The organism is Marinobacter metalliresistant, assembly GCF_038098645.1.
Taxonomy (GTDB): Bacteria; Pseudomonadota; Gammaproteobacteria; order Pseudomonadales; family Oleiphilaceae; genus Marinobacter; species Marinobacter metalliresistant.
In genome coordinates, this window is sequence record NZ_CP101118.1 from 133,370 (window position 1) to 152,521 (window position 19,152).

The window sequence follows — 19,152 nt, forward strand, 5'->3', positions numbered from 1 at the left end:
TCCGGTCTAGTTGCTGTTGAACTAAACCGCTTCGCGGTAGCGAGTAAGCCGGGGAGTTTCCCGCGAGATCAGGTGGATTGACGGATACTTTTGATGAGCCCAGGTGGGCTTTTCAGAAGAGGAGAATCCGTCATGACACCGTTACGTCAGACCATGATCCAGGCCATGTGCCAACATGGCTTTTCCCCCCGAACCCAGCAAAGTTATCTGTACGTTGTAACCGAGCTGGCTCGATACTACCGGCGCTCGCCGGATCAACTGCAAGTCGATGACCTGCAGGTCTATTTCAACTACCTGGTCCAGGAGCGCGCCCTGTCACCAGCCAGTTGTCGCCTCTACCTACACGGCATCCGGTTTTTGTACCTGCAAGTGCTGCACTGGGCGCATTTCGATGTGACGCTGGTCTTACCCAAGCGCCCCCAGCGCATTCCGGAATTGCTGACCCGTCAGGAAGTCTCTCGCCTACTAGCGGGCGTCTCCAACCCCAAGCATCAGGCGTTGCTGTCCATCATCTATGGCTGTGGCTTGCGAGTCAGTGAAGCGGTGGCATTGCAGGTGAAGGACCTTGATGGGGAACGTCATCTGCTTCGGGTTGCCCAGGGCAAGGGAGCCAAGGACCGGATGGTGCCTCTGGCACCGGGACTGCTCCAGGTGCTTCGTCAATATTGGCGGATTCGTCGTCCCATGCCGTGGTTATTTCCCAGTGATTTGCTGCCAGACAAGCACCTTCATATCACCACGCCCCAGAAGGTGTTCCATCAGGCCAAGAGAGCCAGTGGCATTCACAAACGTGGAGGCATTCATGCCTTGCGCCATGCTTACGCCACCCATCAGTTAGAGCAGGGCGTTCCCCTCCATGAGTTGCAACGGCTGCTGGGGCATAGCGACCTGCGCAGCACACAACGGTATCTGCATTGGCTGCCGGGCGTGACACCCCAAAACCGTGGACCTGTCGACCTGATTGCAGGTCTGGGAGGTGGATGATGGCCAGTTCACTAACCGTCCAGACAATTCTGGACCAGTTCCTCCCCGATGAGCCACTGGACGGCCATCGCCGCAAGGTCTGTGCCCGGTTAACCGGGTGCCGGACGGCCCGCATGGGCGGTATGGAGATGCAGTGTGATCACTGCAAGGCCCGCTCCGTCTGTTATTACGGCTGCCGGGATCGGCACTGTCCGCAGTGCCAGGGCCGTGCCAGCCAGCGATGGAGTGACCGGCAAAGGGCGTTGTTGTTACCGGTACCCTACTTCCATCTGGTGTTTACATTGCCCCATACCCTGAATGGCTGGGTTCAACTGCATCCCGAGGTACTCTACCGCTGCCTCTTCCAGGCCGTCTGGAATACGCTCAATCAGTTCGGCCGCAATACGCAGCATCTGCAGGGCGAACTGGGCATGACGGCGGTGCTGCATACATGGGGGCAGAACCTGAGTCGCCATGTTCATGTGCATTGTCTAATCCCTGGAGGTGTACTGACAGGCAGGGGTGAATGGCACAGAGCAAAGAGCCACTACCTGTTCCCGGTGCGGGCATTATCACGGCGTTTTCGCGGGCGAATGGTGTCGTTGCTCAGAGCGTCGTCGAACGCTGGTGAGTTGCATCGGGTGACCAACAGCGGTGAGGTTGATGACGTGCTCAACGGCCTGATGCGACAAGAGTGGGTTGTCTACACCCGGCATTGCCTGAACCAGGCTGAGTCCGTAGTGGATTATCTGGCTCGTTACACTCACCGGATTGCCATCAGCAACGGGCGGTTGTTGTCGATGGAAGGTGACCGGGTCTCGTTCCGATACAAGGATTACCGGGATCAAGGACGGCTAAAGACCCAGTGGCTGGAAGGGCGGGAGTTCGTCAGGCGGTTCCTGATGCACATTCTGCCAAAAGGGTTCATGCGCATCCGCCACTTTGGTTACCTGAGTAACCGAACGCGACGACAAAAGTTGGCTGTTATCCGGCAGTGTCTGTTGCAGCCACCCCAACCAGAGACAAACCGAGTGAACCAGGAACCCCATCGTTGTTGGCCTTGCCCGCGCTGCGATGAGGGTCTGGTTCACATGGTTCGTCAGATCCCGCGCTTCAGAATAGTAGCCGTGCCAACCGGCTAGCCCGCACGCGGCTCTTGATCTGGCGGGTGATCGCTTACAGTTCCTTGTGAGCTGGGCCCGTGTGCGGCTTGAGACTGGAAAATGCGGCATCTGCGGGGTAGTCTGAGTTAAATCACCGTAAGGAATCGGCCAATGATGTATATAACACGGCTAATGTTCACTGGTGCTGAGGTCCGTCGGCAGCCAGCCTCACCGTTCCGAGCCTTGCCTCCCGATTACTTTACCCTTATGCGTCGCCCGGCAGCTTCGGTGCCGGCGGCTTAGTCCAACAGACATTTAAAGGTCATGCTGCGCACGACCATTAAATGCTTAGGTGTTGAACTAAACCGCTTCGCGGTAGCGAGTAAGCCGGGGAGTTTCCCGCGAGATCAGGTGGATTGACGGATACTTTTGATGAGCCCAGGTGGGCTTTTCAGAAGAGGAGAATCCGTCATGACACCGTTACGTCAGACCATGATCCAGGCCATGTGCCAACATGGCTTTTCCCCCCGAACCCAGCAAAGTTATCTGTACGTTGTAACCGAGCTGGCTCGATACTACCGGCGCTCGCCGGATCAACTGCAAGTCGATGACCTGCAGGTCTATTTCAACTACCTGGTCCAGGAGCGCGCCCTGTCACCAGCCAGTTGTCGCCTCTACCTACACGGCATCCGGTTTTTGTACCTGCAAGTGCTGCACTGGGCGCATTTCGATGTGACGCTGGTCTTACCCAAGCGCCCCCAGCGCATTCCGGAATTGCTGACCCGTCAGGAAGTCTCTCGCCTACTAGCGGGCGTCTCCAACCCCAAGCATCAGGCGTTGCTGTCCATCATCTATGGCTGTGGCTTGCGAGTCAGTGAAGCGGTGGCATTGCAGGTGAAGGACCTTGATGGGGAACGTCATCTGCTTCGGGTTGCCCAGGGCAAGGGAGCCAAGGACCGGATGGTGCCTCTGGCACCGGGACTGCTCCAGGTGCTTCGTCAATATTGGCGGATTCGTCGTCCCATGCCGTGGTTATTTCCCAGTGATTTGCTGCCAGACAAGCACCTTCATATCACCACGCCCCAGAAGGTGTTCCATCAGGCCAAGAGAGCCAGTGGCATTCACAAACGTGGAGGCATTCATGCCTTGCGCCATGCTTACGCCACCCATCAGTTAGAGCAGGGCGTTCCCCTCCATGAGTTGCAACGGCTGCTGGGGCATAGCGACCTGCGCAGCACACAACGGTATCTGCATTGGCTGCCGGGCGTGACACCCCAAAACCGTGGACCTGTCGACCTGATTGCAGGTCTGGGAGGTGGATGATGGCCAGTTCACTAACCGTCCAGACAATTCTGGACCAGTTCCTCCCCGATGAGCCACTGGACGGCCATCGCCGCAAGGTCTGTGCCCGGTTAACCGGGTGCCGGACGGCCCGCATGGGCGGTATGGAGATGCAGTGTGATCACTGCAAGGCCCGCTCCGTCTGTTATTACGGCTGCCGGGATCGGCACTGTCCGCAGTGCCAGGGCCGTGCCAGCCAGCGATGGAGTGACCGGCAAAGGGCGTTGTTGTTACCGGTACCCTACTTCCATCTGGTGTTTACATTGCCCCATACCCTGAATGGCTGGGTTCAACTGCATCCCGAGGTACTCTACCGCTGCCTCTTCCAGGCCGTCTGGAATACGCTCAATCAGTTCGGCCGCAATACGCAGCATCTGCAGGGCGAACTGGGCATGACGGCGGTGCTGCATACATGGGGGCAGAACCTGAGTCGCCATGTTCATGTGCATTGTCTAATCCCTGGAGGTGTACTGACAGGCAGGGGTGAATGGCACAGAGCAAAGAGCCACTACCTGTTCCCGGTGCGGGCATTATCACGGCGTTTTCGCGGGCGAATGGTGTCGTTGCTCAGAGCGTCGTCGAACGCTGGTGAGTTGCATCGGGTGACCAACAGCGGTGAGGTTGATGACGTGCTCAACGGCCTGATGCGACAAGAGTGGGTTGTCTACACCCGGCATTGCCTGAACCAGGCTGAGTCCGTAGTGGATTATCTGGCTCGTTACACTCACCGGATTGCCATCAGCAACGGGCGGTTGTTGTCGATGGAAGGTGACCGGGTCTCGTTCCGATACAAGGATTACCGGGATCAAGGACGGCTAAAGACCCAGTGGCTGGAAGGGCGGGAGTTCGTCAGGCGGTTCCTGATGCACATTCTGCCAAAAGGGTTCATGCGCATCCGCCACTTTGGTTACCTGAGTAACCGAACGCGACGACAAAAGTTGGCTGTTATCCGGCAGTGTCTGTTGCAGCCACCCCAACCAGAGACAAACCGAGTGAACCAGGAACCCCATCGTTGTTGGCCTTGCCCGCGCTGCGATGAGGGTCTGGTTCACATGGTTCGTCAGATCCCGCGCTTCAGAATAGTAGCCGTGCCAACCGGCTAGCCCGCACGCGGCTCTTGATCTGGCGGGTGATCGCTTACAGTTCCTTGTGAGCTGGGCCCGTGTGCGGCTTGAGACTGGAAAATGCGGCATCTGCGGGGTAGTCTGAGTTAAATCACCGTAAGGAATCGGCCAATGATGTATATAACACGGCTAATGTTCACTGGTGCTGAGGTCCGTCGGCAGCCAGCCTCACCGTTCCGAGCCTTGCCTCCCGATTACTTTACCCTTATGCGTCGCCCGGCAGCTTCGGTGCCGGCGGCTTAGTCCAACAGACATTTAAAGGTCATGCTGCGCACGACCATTAAATGCTTAGGTGTTAGGGCTTGCCGCGTTCCAGCCAATAGCCGGGCTTTCGAGAGTGGTGAGCAATGGCGATTACAACCGTTTCTTCTGGCAACTCAATCGCGACTATATCGTACGGGAAGCGTTCTAGAATCAGTCGTTTTGCACCGGTATTGCCAGCTTCTTCGGGGAGAGGTGATAAGGGGATGAAGTTTTCTTCAATTATGTCTATGGCGGCATCAACGGCAGCGAAAAACTCGGCTCCGAGTCCAGGCTGTTCATATTCGTACCATGCTGCAGCCTCTATAGCTTCCTGCGAGGCATCATCCAGTATCCTTACCGTTCGCACTGTTACTGGCCTAACCTCGCTCGCATCTTTGATCGGAATTCTTCACGGCTGAGTAGCGTGGCCTTTCCGCTTTGGACCTTGGACACGCGGCGAGCAATTTCGTCGTTCCAGGCTTGCTCGACAGCGTCGTCCCGGGGACCGTCCAGGCTCATTATGAGCTCGCGCGCCAGCGCCGCACGCTCCGACTCGGAGAGAGTCGAAATCTGGGAGCGTAGCTGGTCTAATGTTTCGGTAGTCATGGTGCCTCCGCGAGTGGCAATACTTTTATGCTATCCCGATTCAAAGGCCCTAACAAGGCCAGGCACGGCGACGGCTACTCCATTGCGGCTTCGCCTCAATTCCGCCGCGCATGCTGGCGGGCGTGTGTGCCAGGCATGGCACCAGACTTGTCGGGTGAAAGTCCCGATACCAGGTATTCGCAGAGCCGAAGGTTAGCGAAGGGCAGGGGCAAACCCGCGAGGGGATGTCTCCGGAGTGCCGGCCGGAAGTAAGCCCAACGCTACATAAACGATGGGTATCGATGGACCGTGGACATGGATCTGGAACGGCGTGGCCATCGGTTCGTCCGCTACGCGGACGACTGCAACATCTACGTCAAAAGCCAGCGTTCAGGGCAACGAGTACTGGCGAGCCTCACCGACTATCTTCGTCGCCGGTTGAAATTGACGGTAAACGAGGAGAAGAGCGCGGTTGGTCGCTCCTGGGAGCAAGTGTTCCCGGGGTTCACGTTTACCCGTCGAGGTCGGGCCATGCAAACGGTGATCGACGAGTTAGCGGTGTACTTGAGGGGCTGGAAAGGCTACTACGGTTTTGCGCAAGTGAAATCGCCGATCCAGAATCTGGAAAAGTGGGTGCGCCGCAAGCTCCGGTGCTATCACCTGAAGCAATGGGGGCGATCCGGCTACCGCCAGTTGCGCAAGCGCGGGGTGAGTGTAAGAAAAGAGGGTATCCGTGTTTGGGGGTATTTGCGGCCAGGAGTTAGATCGGAGTGCGTTGGCACATAAAACCAGTCGCTGTAGTACGCGGCCGATGGCCACCGGACGCCCTTTACATTGCGCCTTCGGCTCCTTTCCAAGGGCGCGCATGCTACAAGCGTTAGCAGTTGCACTACTCCTCCCCACATCTTGCGATCTGAGTAAAAAAGGAATAATTTGTACTCATGGATGAGTTTGAGCTCGACGAAACCAAAAGCCAGGCCAATCTGGAAAAGCACGATATTGATTTCGAAGCGGCCCAAAAACTGTGGGAAGATCCGTACCTGCTGGAAATCCGTGCAAAATCAGAGGATGAGCCAAGGTTCTTGCTGATCGGCAATATTGGCGGAAAGCACTGGTCGGCTGTCGTCACTTACAGGGTAGGCTGTATTCGCCTGATTTCAGTCAGGCGCTCTCGCAAGAAGGAGGTTGAGCTCTATGAAAGCTAAAGACTTCGATAAAAAATTTGAGGAAGGTCAGGAAGATATCGTTGATGATCTTGATCTTTCTTCGGCTCGCCGCGTCAATCAGGACCAAAAGCGAATCAACGTTGATTTTCCGGCTTGGGTTGTCGAGTCGCTGGACCGTGAGGCAGCGCGCATTGGTGTTACCCGCCAATCGATCATAAAGGTGTGGCTGGTTGAGCGCCTTCGTGCAGAAACTGCTAACAAATAAGGTTAGCTCTTGAGTACAAAAAGCACACAATGCGCTATAGTCCGCTCATGAAACCGATCACATGGAATTCAGAGAGGAACAAGCTTCTCCAAGAGGAAAGGAATATCTCATTCGAGGATGTGGTTTTGCATATCTCGATCGGAGGTATCCTGGATGCGTTCGAGCATCCGAATCAGGAACGGTATCCGGGCCAGCAGATTCATGTGATTGAAATAGAGGGGTACGCCTATCTCGTGCCCTTTGTAGAATCGGAAGATGAAGTTTTTCTGAAAACGATCATTCCGAGCCGGAAAGCGACCAAGACCTATTTGGGAGGTCCGAAATGAGCAGGCTGGATAAAGAAGAGCAGGAAATTCCGGACGCGTTCGATGCTGGGGAGTTGCAGCGGGCGCCAGATATTGAGGATCGAAAAGCGCGGCATCAACAGTACGCCGAGGCCATGTTCAAGAAAGATGCCCGCATCAACATCAGGCTTTCTTCCAAGGATCTTCGGGGGCTGCAGAAAAAAGCGCTGGCTGAGGGTATTCCCTACCAAACACTTGTTGCCAGCATCCTCCACAAGTATGTCGAAGGTCGCTTGCATGAGGATCGGTAGCTAACAAGGGAAGCGCGGGGATAGACGGCATGACCGTTGACGACCTGACCGCCTGATTCAACCGGCGTTGCTCCAGGTCTTGCCGGCGGAGTGGGATGGAAGCTTCTCCCATTCCAGCTATGGCTTCAGACCGGGGCGTTCACCAAGCCTAGCTCAACCGAACCGCCGTGGTACGTGATCCGTATACCCGGTGGTGTGGGGGGAAGGGCATCGTGAGATGCCTCCCTATCCCGATTATGTTCCACTCAGGGCAGGCTCAAGTCCAAGGTGATCAACAAAAGGGATAAAGTCGCGATCCAGGAACAGCAGTGGTAGCTCTTTCTCTATGCAGAACGTCGCGATGATCACGTCGGCGGTTTTTCTGATCGTGATGCCTTTTTTGCGTAGAGCCCGATAATTATCGGCGCACTTAGCTGCCATTTCTTTGCCAAACATTTCATACTGATCCAGCGTGAGCAGGCTTTGCTTGGTCTGGCGGTATTGTTTGTCGTTGCGGATGCCTTGCAGTATTTCCAGAAATATAAGGTCGCCGATAGCAACCGATCCTTGGATTATCGAGGCATCCAGTAGATCAGTTTGCGGGTTTTCGACTCCATTGAAATAGTCGATCCAGACGCTGGTATCCACCAGTATCATCCGGCACTCCGCATTTCATTCAGGTCGCCTTCCCACTTGATCTTGCCCCGCAGCTTTCGGATTTCCTGCTGCTTGCTACGCTGAACCAGAAGTTTCAGGCCTTGCTCAACGGCCTCTTTTTTGGTTTCGTATCCGGAGGCCTTTAGTGCTTCAGCCATCAGTTGGTCGTCAATGACGATGTTTGTTCTCATGATGCACCTATGTGTATGATCTCTTGCTTTCATACACAAACTAACATGTCATGGAGAACATAACAATCAGCTGCACAGCGACCGATTTCCCGCCGCTTCGCAGCTCCGAACCGGCGCGTGAGCGGGGCGTTAGCACTTCAGGCCCGACGATTGTCGTTCACGTCATCCGCAAGCCAGGCCTTGATCAGCGACTGATAGGGCATATCCCGCTTGTTAGCCTCGATTTTGATCCGGTCGAGCAGGGCCTCGGGCAAGCGAAGTGAAATAGTCTTGGTTGAGGGCTTCAACTTCGGGAAAGAGGCCGGTTTTGCCTGGCTCCAGTCCAGGTAGTCAGAGGAATCGTGAGTTTCCCAGAATTCCCGTTCTTCCGCTTCTGTTTTGAACTCAGGCATCTTTTTTAGCTTGCTCATAAACAGCCCTCTCTTTGCGGTGCATGTCGCGAGCGGAAATCACTCGGATTAGCGTGCCGTGCTGCCTTAGAGTGAACGTGATGTGGAGTAGCCTCTCATCATCAGTTTCACCAAGGGCATGAAAACGGGCCTCAGTTTGGCTGTGGTTAGAATCCTCCAGCACCAGAAGCGGTTCATTAAAGAAAACTTCTTCCGTTTGAGACTGGCTGACGCCATGTTTCTCCGCGTTTTTGCGAGAGTTGCCTCTGTCCCAGTCAAAGCCAGTAACTTGTGCCCAATTGATCATAAAAGTATATTATCAACATATACGCAGGCGTCAACAAGTGCTAACCAATCCCAGCAGTCGACAGTGGTTCCTGCGCTTCGGCCGGTACTGCCCGGGCTTTGCCGTTTACCGGGACCTCTATCGAGGCCTTGCCTCACCCGGGTAGATAATCCCGGTGACTCGCTACCTGAGCCCACCTGACGAACGTGATCGGGACGAATCGCGATTGCCTGACCCCCGCGGGTTGGTCAAAAATCAATCGAAATGCGGCAGCCGTCACTGTTGCCGAAAAATTTTTTCACCGCTTCGCGGCTCCAAAGTTGCCGCAAAGCTCTTGGTTATACAGACTATGGAGAGTCAGACTTGGAATTAGACAATAATGTGGTGAGTAGCGATCACACCAAGGAGATGAATCTACATGGAAAAGCGGGACACCCATTTTCAGATTTATTTTTTGGATTTATTTTTTGAGTGTCCTCTGGGCTGACTTTAAAAAAGATCTGTCGCGTTTTTTTCGTTTTTACCCGTTCACATCGAAAGCTGCGTCACCCGAACCTCACCACGCAGCCGATCAACCGTTTCCTTATCGAACAACTCGGTCCCTGGCTGCATCACCGTTGCCGCGCTGCAGGCAATGCCCTCACGTAACGCATCCCGGTCCGCCGCGCCCTGCGCCAATAGCCCCGCCATACCGGCCACCATCGAATCACCGGCCCCGACCGTGGAGATCACGGGGACCGAAGGCGCTTCGCCTTTAAGGACACTTGACGACGTCACCAGCAACGCACCCTCAGCCCCCATAGAGACGCAGACCCAGGTCACGCCCCGCTCCTGCAACTGGCGGGCTTCCCGAACGATATTCTGTTGATTCGTCAGAGGCTGCCCGACCAGGGCTTCCAATTCGAAACGGTTGGGCTTAATCAGGAAAGGTTGGGCTTTGATCGCGTGCAGTAGCAGCTCATTGTGCGAGTCGACGACCGCACGCCCCCCGGATGCCCGCACCCGACGCACCGCCTCGGCATACAGGTCCTTCGGCAAGCCCTGCTGTAACGAGCCGGTGATAACCCCCAGCCCCTCACTGCAATGGGTCTCGAATTGGTCGAGCAAGTGTTCCCATTGTGCGGTCGACACCATAGGGCCGACACCACTGACCTCATACTGGGCACCCGTATAAAACCGGTGACGTCCCTTCATCAGCAGAACGCGGCCATCATCAGGTCAGGCAACAATACTCAGATATTGCTCCGGGACGTTGGTGTGCTTTTCCGGGCTTGCCATGTCTCAATCCGCGGCGATCCCGACTTCCATGGTAACCTGTCCGCCCTCCTTTGAATCGACCTCTTCTGGATCCAGAATGCGCACCCGATCAGCCGAGATGCTGCTATCCGCACCCACGTCGGCCAAGGCGTCCCGCACCGTCGCTGCTCGGGCGTTGGCGAGAGCCTTGAGGTCGGCGTCGGTAACGGATTGTGCCGCAATGACCCGCTCGGCCAGGTGGTTACGATAGGCGAGAGCGTCAAATCCGGTTCGGTCCGATGAGCCATCCTGAGTCCCGGTGAAACGTGTCTGGACTGCCTTCAGATCCGTATTCGGGTAAAGGGTGGCGAACATCGTCTCGACAACATCCTGGGTGGACGCGCTCGTCAGGCTGGGATCCGGGACTTCACGACCCGCTTCGATCAGGCGTTGTTGAAGGGCTTCCACAGCTTTCCCGTGCTGCAGGTGCGGACCGTCCAGAGTCGGGTTGAAGGGACCAGTAAGCTCCAGGTTCAGCGCCGGTCGCTGGTTGATGGCATTGCGGAGCTTGGCAACGCGCTCGCGTTGGGGAGGAGTGAGATCGCTGCGCCCCTCCGGGAAATCAATCCGGCCAAATTCCTCAGAGTCGACGCCGACGAGGCTCGCGAGAAAACGAAACGGGAATTGGACGATGGACACGAGGGTCTGGCTGAGTGCCTGGCGGATGACCTGGCCGATGTCGAATTCGGGCTCGCCAACATCCCCGTTCACCGGGATGTCAAGATCGATGACGCCATTGCGGTCCTTGAGCAGTGCTATAACAAGGTCGAGCGGCAGGTCCATTGCATCGGCAGAGGCCATCTTCTCGCCAAGCTTCAGATCACGGAGCACCAGGTTGTTGCGGCCGTCCAACTGCTGGTCATTGATGCTATAGTCGAGATCGAGGTCCATGGTTCCCCCGGCGATCTTGCGGCCGGCAAATTGCACTGTATAGGGAGAGTATCCCGGGACCTCAAGATTGCGGAAGGTCAGTACCAGGTTGGTCTCCCGCATGGGATTCCAGACATGTACGGTACCGCCGATACGCGCCAGGCCGTAGTCTGCGACCTGGCCTTCCAGATTTACCTGCGCCGGCTGGGCCGAGGTGGAGCTCAGCGTTGATATCTGTCCGTCCAACGAGTGGATGCTCGTTGAGAACGGCAGTGGCAGAGAGTGATCCGCAAACTGGAGGGTGCTGTCGGTGAGCGTGATGCCCTCAATGGTGATACCGAACGGGTCTGCCCCCTCGTTCGAACGCGCAGCGCCGCCATCCTCCTCAGCGCTGGGTGGCGTATCCTTCGCTATAAGTCGTCCGAAATTGGTGGTCCGATCCTCATGGACGACCACTCGACCGGACAGGCCGTCAATGGTGATGGGGGCAGTCTCGAGTTGCCTGTCTCCGAGACTCAGATCGAGCTGTTCGGTCCGGACGCTGTCCCAGCCGATAAGCGGTTCGTCATTGGAACCATCGCCAATGTTCAGCGCGTCGATCCCGGCGGCACCCTGAAAGGCAAGGGGCTCCTGCGCCTCTGTACGCATATGCCCGCTCAGGTTCAGTACCCCGCTGTCGATCCGCACAGCCGCGAGCTGCCGCAGGTACGGTTCGGCCTGCGCCAGTGCCAGTTCATCGATACGGGCTTCGCCCTCAAGGATGAGGACCGGTCGAAGCCCAAGCGTGCCGTCGAAGGCGAGCACACCGCCTCCCGCGAGCTTTCCACCCATACGCACCGGAAAGCGTGCGCCTTCCTGCAGCGAGAATTCCTTCACGGATAGCCCGACATCCTGCAGCGCCAGCGTCACCCGGTTCGGCTTATCACCGGCGGGAGTCGTCTCGTCCGGGAGATTGTCAGCGAAGCGCAGATCAGCGCCCTCTACGCCCAGGTCTTTTACCCGCAGTGCCGGTAGTGAAGCGGGCTCGTCTTCCTCCGGAACCTTGTTGGCGGGCTCGGGGAGCAGCCGCAAGAGACGGGTTTCACCCGATGCGAAGCGTTCCTCCTGAATAACCGGTTCGTCGAGACGAATTGTCTGGAAGATCCAGGCCCTGTTGATGACGCTCGACCAGCTGAGGTCGATGAACAGCTGCTTCCAGGCGATCAGTTGCCGATCGTCGGTATCATCGAGTGCGAACCCGTCGATCTGGAGCGTCAGCGTATACGGGTTGACGTGTACCGACTCAATGCGAAGGTCGCGTCCGAGGTCCTCCTTCGCTGTGTTCACTGCAACGTACTGAACAATCCAGGGCAGCGCAAGAAAACCCAGCAAGGTGTAAGTGGCGACCAGCACGAGCAACCAGAACCGGACCCGGCGCGGGTTGATCCATCGAGTTCGCAGGTAGCCGCCGAATCGGCGGAGTGAGCCACTGTGCATAATGAGTTACACCCGGTGATCACTAAGCCGCACCGGCTGCCTCCTTGCCCCCCAATGCCCTGGCGGACCTTCAAATACACCGGCACAGGCGGTACCGCAGGATTTGCAGTGGCCGTCACCGGTCAGGTTCCAGGTACTCAGTACATACCAGTCACGGCCTATGAGTCGTTCTCCGCAGTTGTGGCAATAGGTACTACCGCCGGACTTATCATGCACATTGCCGGTATAGGCGTAGCGAACGCCATTAGCCATGGCAATCTGGCGGGCCCGGGTCAGGGTCTCGGGCGGGGTTGGTGGAGTATCCATCATTTTCCAGTCCGGGTGGAATGCAGTGAAATGCATGGGTACGTCTGGCCCAAGTTTCTCCACCACCCATTGAGTCATCTCATTCAGCTCCTGCTCCGAATCGTTTTCGCCCGGGATGAGCAGGGTAGTCAGTTCCAGCCATACGCTGGTTTCGAGTTTTATATATTCGAGTGTTTCCAGAACCGGTTGCAGGTGCCCGCCGGTAACCTTGTGGTAGAAGCGTTCGGAGAAGGCCTTTAGATCGACGTTGGCGGCATCTATGCAACGGTAGAATTCCCGGCGGGGTTCTTCGGTTACATATCCTGCGGTTACCGCAACCGAGCGTACTCCGACTTCGTGGCAGGCTTTGGCCACATCAATGGCGTACTCGTGGAAAACCACCGGGTTGTTGTAGGTGTACGCAACGCTTTTGCAACCCAGCGCCTGAGCGGCCCGGGCAATGTCTTCGGGGCTGGCCTGGTCTGCCAGTTCATCGGTTTCCCGGGATTTGGTCATGTCCCAGTTCTGGCAGAACTTGCAGGCCAGATTGCAGCCTGCTGTGCCAAACGAAAGGGTCGGGGTGCCGGGCAGAAAATGGTTGAGAGGTTTCTTTTCGATCGGGTCGATGCAGTAACCACTGGAGCGCCCGTAGGTAGTGAGCACCAATGTATCGTTGAGGCGCCCACGAACGAAGCAAAGACCTCGCTGCCCTTCGTGCAGTTTGCAAAACCTCGGGCAAAGGTCGCACTGGATGCGGCCGTCATCAAGCCAATGCCAGAACCCAACCTCGCGGCCCTGAAGAACGGGTACATCGCCCACAGTGAGATCCCTCGCGATTTCGCTTCCGAATTGCCTCAAATAATCTATAGTTTCCTCACGAAGGTGTGTCAATTTCTTCCATAGCCAGGGCGTGCTCGTTCCGGATCGCTCTGTTAAGCAGGTGACCAGCTATGTCTGCCAACATACGAAAAGCCGCTGTCGCGGGTATGTTCTATCCGGACGATCCTGCCCAGCTCAGAACCATGGTGGACGGTTTCCTGAAACAGGTGCCTGTGAAAGGACCGGCTCCCAAAGCCATTATTGTTCCCCATGCCGGATACCAGTTCTCCGGCCCGGTTGCCGCCACCGCGTACGCGCAACTTGCGCAACTTCATGACCGCATACACCGGATTGTACTTCTGGGGCCCTCTCATCGTGTGCCTTTGAGAGGCATTGCAGCTCCGACGTCGGATTTCTTCGAGACACCGCTGGGCAATGTGGAAGTGGAGCAAAGCACCTTGGCGATGCTGCAATCCTTGCCCCAGGTCGGGTATCTGGATTCGCCTCATCGGCTTGAACACAGTCTGGAGGTGCATTTGCCGTTCCTGCAGTCGGTTTTTGACCGCTTTACCCTGGTCCCGCTTGTTGTCGGAGAAACGTCTCCCGAGGAAGTGGCCGAAGTGCTGGAAACACTCTGGGGCGGCGGCGAAACCCTGATAGTCATCAGTTCCGATTTGAGCCACTACCACAGCTACCCGGTTGCCCGGGAGCTGGACAGTAATACCACCAGAAACATCGAGAATCTGGACTACCGCCATATCGGATACGACGATGCCTGCGGGCGAAACCCGGTTAACGGCCTGTTGTATCTGGCACAGAAAAGAGGCCTGAAAGTCACCACCCTGGATCTGCGTAATTCTGGTGACACGGCTGGGCCGAGGGATCGTGTCGTAGGCTATGGAGCCTATGCTGTAACCGAAGCGCTGGCCTGACATGCTCAATGAACAGGAACGCCAGGCTCTGTTACAGGCGGCTTCAGCCTCTGTCTACCGAGGTCTCGACCGCGGGCAGCCGTTGCCGGTGGAGCCGGAGGAATATCCCGAAAAGCTGGCAAAGCCCGGAGCCTGTTTTGTCACACTGACAATCTCTGGCCGTTTGAGAGGCTGCGTCGGTTCTCTGGAGGCCTGGCGCCCCCTTATTCAGGACTGTGCGGAAAATGCCTTTGCTGCGGCTTTTCGGGACTTCCGCTTTCCCCCGGTTGCAGCGCAGGAGCTGGATCTGTTGGACTATCAGGTGTCGGTCTTGAGTGTGCCCGCACCTCTGTATTCTGAGTCCGAGGATGATCTGCTCTCCCAGTTGCGTCCAGGTACGGATGGCTTGGTGCTTGTAAAGGGCGATCATCGTGCCACCTTTTTGCCGTCGGTATGGGAGAGCCTGCCGGAGCCGCAGGAATTTCTTCGCCACCTGAAGCAGAAAGCAGGGCTGGCGCCAGAGGGCTGGTCCGGTGCTATCAAGGCACTTCGCTATACCGTCGAATCCATCAGGAGGATGTAATGCCATTACCCGCCCCGTTATCCGAAGAACAGGTTTACCACGGTTGCCCAACGGAAAAGCTGGATTTCATCACCACGGACGATCTTGAAGATCTGGAGCAGCCCTGCGGGCAGGATCGGGTTCTGAGGGCGCTGGAGTTCGGGGCAAGTATGCAGGCCAGTGGCTTCAATCTGTTTGTCCTGGGCCCTTCTGGGGCCGGCAAGCACGAACTGGCGGAGCGCTTCCTGGCGCAACATGCGGCGAGACAGCCGGTACCCCCCGACTGGTGCCATGTTTTTAACTTTCGGTTTTCAGACCGTCCGAAGGCCATCCAGTTACCGGCCGGGGAGGGGCAGCAGTTCAAGAAAGGCATGGATGACCTGGCGGAGGAATTGCGCACGGCCATCCCTGCGGCCTTTGAGAGTGAGGAATACCAGGCACGGCTGCAGGAACTGCAGGAAGAAATGGCAAAACGCCAGCACCAGGGCCTGTTTGAAATCCAGGAGGAGGCAAACCGCAATAACATTGCGATGATCACCACACCGGCTGGCTTTACCTTTGCGCCCATGCGAAAGGGCGAAGTGATTGACCCTGAAGAATACAAAACCTTCTCTGATGAAGAGAAGCAGCTGATCGAATCCAAGGTTGAGGAGCTACAAAAGAAACTCCAGCAAACCATCCAGCAGATTCCCAGGTTGCGGAAGGAAGTTCGGGAGCGGGTGCACGCCCTGAATGAGGAAATGGTGCAACTGACCCTGGGTGGCCCCATTGGCGAGCTGCGGGAGCGATGGTCGCATCTCCCGGACGTTGTTGACTACCTGGATGCAGTGCGGGAAGACGTGGTTGAGCACGCAGAAGCCTTTCAGGACAGCGATAACGGTCCCCCGGCCGGTTTGCTGGCGCGCTACAGGGTCAACCTCCTGGTGGACAATGCGGATACTTTAGGGGCACCGGTCATTTATGAGGACTTGCCCAATCACCAGCACTTGGCCGGACAGATTGAGCACCGGGCCCGCCAGGGTAATCTCTACACCGATTTCACCCTTATTCGCGGCGGTTCCATGCACCGGGCCAACGGTGGTTATCTGATCATCGACGCCCGTCGTGTGCTGGCCCAGCCAATGGCATGGGAGAGTCTTAAGCGAATCCTTCTCTCTGGTGAAATCCGGATCGAGTCGCTGGAGCGGCTTTATGGGCTTGTCAGCACCGTCAGCCTGCAACCGGAACCGATTCCGGTTTCGGTCAAGGTGGTGCTGCTGGGGGATCGGATGCTGTATTACCTGCTCTCCCATTATGACCCCGATTTTCTGGACCTGTTCAAGGTGGAAGCGGATTTCGAGGATGATCTGGACCGGAACGACGACTGCTACGAGCTGTATTCCCGGATGATCGCCACCATGGCCAGAGCACTCGAAATACGGGCTCTGGAACGTGACGCAGTGGCGAGGCTGATTGAGCATGCCAGCCGGCTGGCGGCGGATCAGCGCAAGCTGACCGCCCACGATCGGGTGCTTCGGGACATTCTGAGTGAGTCAGACCACTGGGCTGGCCAGTCCGGTGCCGATACCGTTGAAGCCAGCCACATCCAGCAGGCCATCGATGAGCGGGAATACCGTGCCAGCCGGGTTCGGGAGCGAAGCCGGGAGCAGATCAGCCGGGGCATTGTGATGATAGCCACGGAAGGTGAGGAAGTGGCCCGGGTCAACGGTTTGTCGGTGCTCAGGCTTGGCGCTTCCATGTTCGGGCAGCCGGCGAGGATTACGGCAACGGCCCGGCCGGGGAAAGGTCAGGTTGTGGATATAGAGAGAGAGGCCAAGCTGGGTGGTCCGATTCACAGCAAGGCTGTGATGATTCTTTCCCGGTTTCTGGCGAGCCGTTATGCGGGCGAGGGTGATTTGTCCCTGTCGGCAAGCCTGGCTTTTGAGCAGTCTTACGGCGGCGTAGAGGGGGATTCCGCCTCGGTGGCGGAAACCTGTGTGCTGCTTTCCGCAATTTCCCGGGTTCCGCTGAAGCAGTCCTTTGCCGTGACCGGATCCATGAATCAGCATGGTGAGGTTCAGGCGGTGGGTGGTGTCAATGAAAAAATAGAGGGCTTTTTTGAGGTCTGCCGGGAGGCTGGTGACATAGGGGGGCAAGGGGTCTTGCTGCCGGCGAGTAATGTGGAGCATCTGATGCTCAGAGCGGACGTGCGCCAGGCGATTGCCGAGGACCGGTTCCGGATTTATCCAGTCTCTGACATCAATCAGGCCATTGAGCTTTTAACCGGCCTGGAGGCCGGGGAACCCGACAGTAGCGGGGATTTTCCCGAGAACAGCTTCAACCGGCGGGTTGCCGAGCGGCTGGCGAGGTTCGCTGAAGCCAGTAAGAAGCGGGATGACAACGCAGACGCGAACAGCAGTGGGGGCAAGGACAGTGACTGACGCACCTGCAGATCAGGCTAACCCCGGCACGGCAGCCGGACGTGTGCTGGTGCTGCTGGATGGCTCCAGAATGAGTTGCGCCGCACTGGAGGCAGCGGCAGAAATTGCTGCGAATACAGGTGCCGATGTGCTGGGTGTGTTCGTTGAGGAACTGAACCTGCTGCGCAGTGCGGGCTATGGTTTTGCCAGAGAGGTCGGCTCGGAGTCCGGCGTCAGCCGGCCCTTTGATCCGACCGAGCTTGAGCAGCGCATGCAGAGGTTGGCTAGCCGGGCTCGTCGTGCTCTTGCTGGCGCCGTGGCCCACTACGGTGGCCGGCATACTCTGAGCATTGCCCGTGGTAGTGTTGTTGAAGAGGTGCTCGCGCTGGCGGGGCCCCAGGATCTTCTGGTTCTTGGTCGAGTTGGCTGGTCCTCGGCACCGGGGGCGCGGCTGGGCTCCACTGCGAGGGGCCTTCTTCGCAGGTCGCCGGGCAGGGTATTGCTCTGGTGTGAAAGACGGGTTTTGCCACAGGGTAGGGTTGTGGTCTTTCTCAATGACCACGAGGATGCAAATCGCCGCGCTATCAGGGCGACGGCAGAGGCTGTCAGGCATTCCCATCAGCCTGTGACGCTGTTACTGGGTTCGGATTCGGAGATGCCACCGGAAGCCTTTCAGGCCATCAGGCAGGACCTCGGTATTCGGGAGTCAGACCTTCGTGTACGGTCGCTTCCAGCGACCGATCCTGTTACCGTTGCTCAGGTTTTGCGTCAGGAGAAGGCGGCCCAGCTGGTGCTCAGCCGGGAATGTACCTTGCTTCGGGAACCCGGCGCGGAGCAGCTGCTGGAGGCCCTGAATCTTCCGGTAACGGTCACTCCATGAAAGCCCCTCGTTTTTCGAAAGGTCAGATTCTCTGATGTTCCCGGATATTCTCTACATTGTTGGTCTAACCATTCTTGCCGGTGCCTGCATTCCACTGGGCGGTTTGCTTGCCAGTTTTGAGCGGATCGGCCCCAATTGGCTGGAAGAGGAGTTCCGCCATTTCCTGATTGCTCTGGGTGGTGGCATCTTGCTTGGGGCGGTTTCGGTGGTTCTGATCCCGGAAGGCCAGTCCAGTATGGGGGGCTCTATTTGGGCAATCCCTGCCATTATCGCCGGCGGGCTTCTGTTCTTTGTTATTGAACGTATTCTGGGCCTGCAGCGCAGGGACTCCCCGCAGCTGATGGGTGTGATGCTGGATTTCATTCCGGAAGCGACCGCGCTGGGCGGGCTTGCGGTGGTGAGTCCTGAAACCGCAGTGCTCATGGCGGTACTGATTGCGATGCAGAATCTGCCCGAAGGGTTCAACGCCTATCGGGAGATATCCAGTCTGCCGGGTTATACTTCCCGGAAAACTCTGGGATTCATGGGCTGCCTCGTGATTACGGGGCCGCTGGCCGGCTTGCTCGGATATTTCTTCCTGTCTGAGCGTCCCATTGCGTTGGGCGCGATCATGTTGGTGGCTTCGGGCGGTATTCTCTACCTGATTTTTCAGGATATCGCTCCGCAATCCAGGCTCGAGCACCACTGGGGCCCACCACTGGGAGCCGTGGTGGGTTTCTGCATGGCGCTGTTCAGTCATGACCTCTTGGGCCAGGTCTGACCCGGCC

23 protein-coding genes are annotated in these 19,152 nt (G+C 57.2%); 14 read left to right on the top strand and 9 right to left on the bottom strand.

Annotated features, from left to right (window positions below; genetic code table 11):
- Positions 1-132 precede the first annotated feature (132 nt).
- The 4 genes from NLK58_RS00655 (at position 133) to NLK58_RS00670 (ending at position 4,510) form a co-directional block, all read left to right on the top strand.
- Entirely contained in the window at positions 133-984 is an 852-nt protein-coding gene (locus NLK58_RS00655; RefSeq protein ID WP_273070137.1) for a site-specific integrase, read from the top strand.
- The gene (locus NLK58_RS00660) at positions 981-2,105 is read left to right on the top strand and encodes an IS91 family transposase (protein WP_341581386.1); all 1,125 of its coding nucleotides are present in this window, start codon (positions 981-983) and stop codon (positions 2,103-2,105) included. Before NLK58_RS00655 ends, NLK58_RS00660 begins: the two co-directional genes overlap by 4 nt.
- A 432-nt stretch (positions 2,106-2,537) precedes the next feature.
- On the top strand, positions 2,538-3,389 hold the full coding sequence (locus NLK58_RS00665) for a site-specific integrase (protein WP_273070137.1): 852 nt from the start codon (positions 2,538-2,540) through the stop codon (positions 3,387-3,389).
- Complete coding sequence (locus NLK58_RS00670) at positions 3,386-4,510, top strand: IS91 family transposase (RefSeq protein ID WP_341581386.1); 1,125 nt, start codon at positions 3,386-3,388, stop codon at positions 4,508-4,510. The genes NLK58_RS00665 and NLK58_RS00670 overlap by 4 nt, the downstream gene beginning before the upstream one ends.
- Before the next feature lie 316 nt (positions 4,511-4,826).
- Here NLK58_RS00670 and NLK58_RS00675 read toward each other — a convergent pair whose 3' ends face one another.
- Both NLK58_RS00675 and NLK58_RS00680 read right to left on the bottom strand, forming a co-directional pair.
- Entirely contained in the window at positions 4,827-5,141 is a 315-nt protein-coding gene (locus NLK58_RS00675) for a type II toxin-antitoxin system RelE/ParE family toxin (RefSeq protein ID WP_117616812.1), read from the bottom strand.
- A 2-nt stretch (positions 5,142-5,143) separates the two neighbouring features.
- Entirely contained in the window at positions 5,144-5,380 is a 237-nt protein-coding gene (locus NLK58_RS00680) for an addiction module protein (RefSeq protein ID WP_117616813.1), read from the bottom strand.
- Between the two features lie 294 nt (positions 5,381-5,674).
- Between NLK58_RS00680 and NLK58_RS00685 the strand changes: the two genes are divergently transcribed.
- The 5 genes from NLK58_RS00685 (at position 5,675) to NLK58_RS00705 (ending at position 7,385) form a co-directional block, all read left to right on the top strand.
- Entirely contained in the window at positions 5,675-6,145 is a 471-nt protein-coding gene (locus NLK58_RS00685) for a group II intron maturase-specific domain-containing protein (protein WP_227539379.1), read from the top strand.
- A 155-nt stretch (positions 6,146-6,300) separates the two neighbouring features.
- Positions 6,301-6,564, top strand: a complete 264-nt coding sequence (locus tag NLK58_RS00690; RefSeq protein WP_117616815.1) for a BrnT family toxin — start codon at positions 6,301-6,303, stop codon at positions 6,562-6,564.
- Entirely contained in the window at positions 6,554-6,790 is a 237-nt protein-coding gene (gene brnA / locus NLK58_RS00695) for a type II toxin-antitoxin system BrnA family antitoxin (RefSeq protein WP_117616816.1), read from the top strand. Before NLK58_RS00690 ends, brnA begins: the two co-directional genes overlap by 11 nt.
- 125 nt (positions 6,791-6,915) lie before the next feature.
- Positions 6,916-7,116: a hypothetical protein gene (locus NLK58_RS00700; RefSeq protein ID WP_227539380.1), complete on the top strand. Its 201-nt coding sequence runs from the start codon at positions 6,916-6,918 to the stop codon at positions 7,114-7,116.
- Positions 7,113-7,385, top strand: a complete 273-nt coding sequence (locus NLK58_RS00705) for an antitoxin (RefSeq protein ID WP_117616818.1) — start codon at positions 7,113-7,115, stop codon at positions 7,383-7,385. Before NLK58_RS00700 ends, NLK58_RS00705 begins: the two co-directional genes overlap by 4 nt.
- 234 nt (positions 7,386-7,619) lie before the next feature.
- Here the strand turns inward: NLK58_RS00705 and NLK58_RS00710 are convergent, their stop codons facing one another.
- The 7 genes from NLK58_RS00710 to amrS form a co-directional block, all read right to left on the bottom strand.
- Complete coding sequence (locus tag NLK58_RS00710) at positions 7,620-8,021, bottom strand: PIN domain nuclease (RefSeq protein ID WP_117616819.1); 402 nt, start codon at positions 8,019-8,021, stop codon at positions 7,620-7,622.
- Complete coding sequence (locus tag NLK58_RS00715; RefSeq protein ID WP_117616820.1) at positions 8,018-8,212, bottom strand: type II toxin-antitoxin system VapB family antitoxin; 195 nt, start codon at positions 8,210-8,212, stop codon at positions 8,018-8,020. The genes NLK58_RS00710 and NLK58_RS00715 overlap by 4 nt, the downstream gene beginning before the upstream one ends.
- A 137-nt stretch (positions 8,213-8,349) precedes the next feature.
- Entirely contained in the window at positions 8,350-8,622 is a 273-nt protein-coding gene (locus tag NLK58_RS00720; protein ID WP_117616821.1) for a BrnA antitoxin family protein, read from the bottom strand.
- On the bottom strand, positions 8,597-8,908 hold the full coding sequence (locus tag NLK58_RS00725; protein WP_117616822.1) for a BrnT family toxin: 312 nt from the start codon (positions 8,906-8,908) through the stop codon (positions 8,597-8,599). Before NLK58_RS00725 ends, NLK58_RS00720 begins: the two co-directional genes overlap by 26 nt.
- Before the next feature lie 507 nt (positions 8,909-9,415).
- Positions 9,416-10,081 carry a 1-phosphofructokinase family hexose kinase gene (locus tag NLK58_RS00730; protein ID WP_117616823.1) on the bottom strand — a complete coding sequence of 222 codons (666 nt, stop codon included), beginning with the start codon at positions 10,079-10,081 and terminating at the stop codon, positions 9,416-9,418.
- A gap of 87 nt (positions 10,082-10,168) precedes the next feature.
- On the bottom strand, positions 10,169-12,529 hold the full coding sequence (locus NLK58_RS00735) for a DUF748 domain-containing protein (protein WP_117616824.1): 2,361 nt from the start codon (positions 12,527-12,529) through the stop codon (positions 10,169-10,171).
- A gap of 6 nt (positions 12,530-12,535) precedes the next feature.
- A complete protein-coding gene (gene amrS / locus NLK58_RS00740; protein ID WP_341581742.1) occupies positions 12,536-13,633 on the bottom strand; it encodes an AmmeMemoRadiSam system radical SAM enzyme in 1,098 nt (365 codons plus the stop codon).
- 131 nt (positions 13,634-13,764) lie between these two features.
- On the opposite strand from amrS, the gene amrB reads away from it, so the two are divergent.
- The 5 genes from amrB to NLK58_RS00765 are packed head-to-tail and all read left to right on the top strand — an operon-like array spanning position 13,765 to position 19,145.
- The gene (amrB, locus tag NLK58_RS00745; RefSeq protein WP_117616826.1) at positions 13,765-14,565 is read left to right on the top strand and encodes an AmmeMemoRadiSam system protein B; all 801 of its coding nucleotides are present in this window, start codon (positions 13,765-13,767) and stop codon (positions 14,563-14,565) included.
- A gap of 1 nt (position 14,566) precedes the next feature.
- Positions 14,567-15,127, top strand: a complete 561-nt coding sequence (gene amrA, locus NLK58_RS00750) for an AmmeMemoRadiSam system protein A (RefSeq protein ID WP_341581745.1) — start codon at positions 14,567-14,569, stop codon at positions 15,125-15,127.
- A complete protein-coding gene (locus tag NLK58_RS00755; RefSeq protein WP_341581747.1) occupies positions 15,127-17,526 on the top strand; it encodes an ATP-binding protein in 2,400 nt (799 codons plus the stop codon). Before amrA ends, NLK58_RS00755 begins: the two co-directional genes overlap by 1 nt.
- The gene (locus NLK58_RS00760) at positions 17,519-18,385 is read left to right on the top strand and encodes a universal stress protein (protein ID WP_117616829.1); all 867 of its coding nucleotides are present in this window, start codon (positions 17,519-17,521) and stop codon (positions 18,383-18,385) included. The genes NLK58_RS00755 and NLK58_RS00760 overlap by 8 nt, the downstream gene beginning before the upstream one ends.
- A 34-nt stretch (positions 18,386-18,419) precedes the next feature.
- Positions 18,420-19,145, top strand: coding sequence for a divalent cation transporter (locus NLK58_RS00765; protein WP_341581751.1), 726 nt, complete (start codon positions 18,420-18,422; stop codon positions 19,143-19,145).
- Positions 19,146-19,152 lie beyond the last annotated feature (7 nt).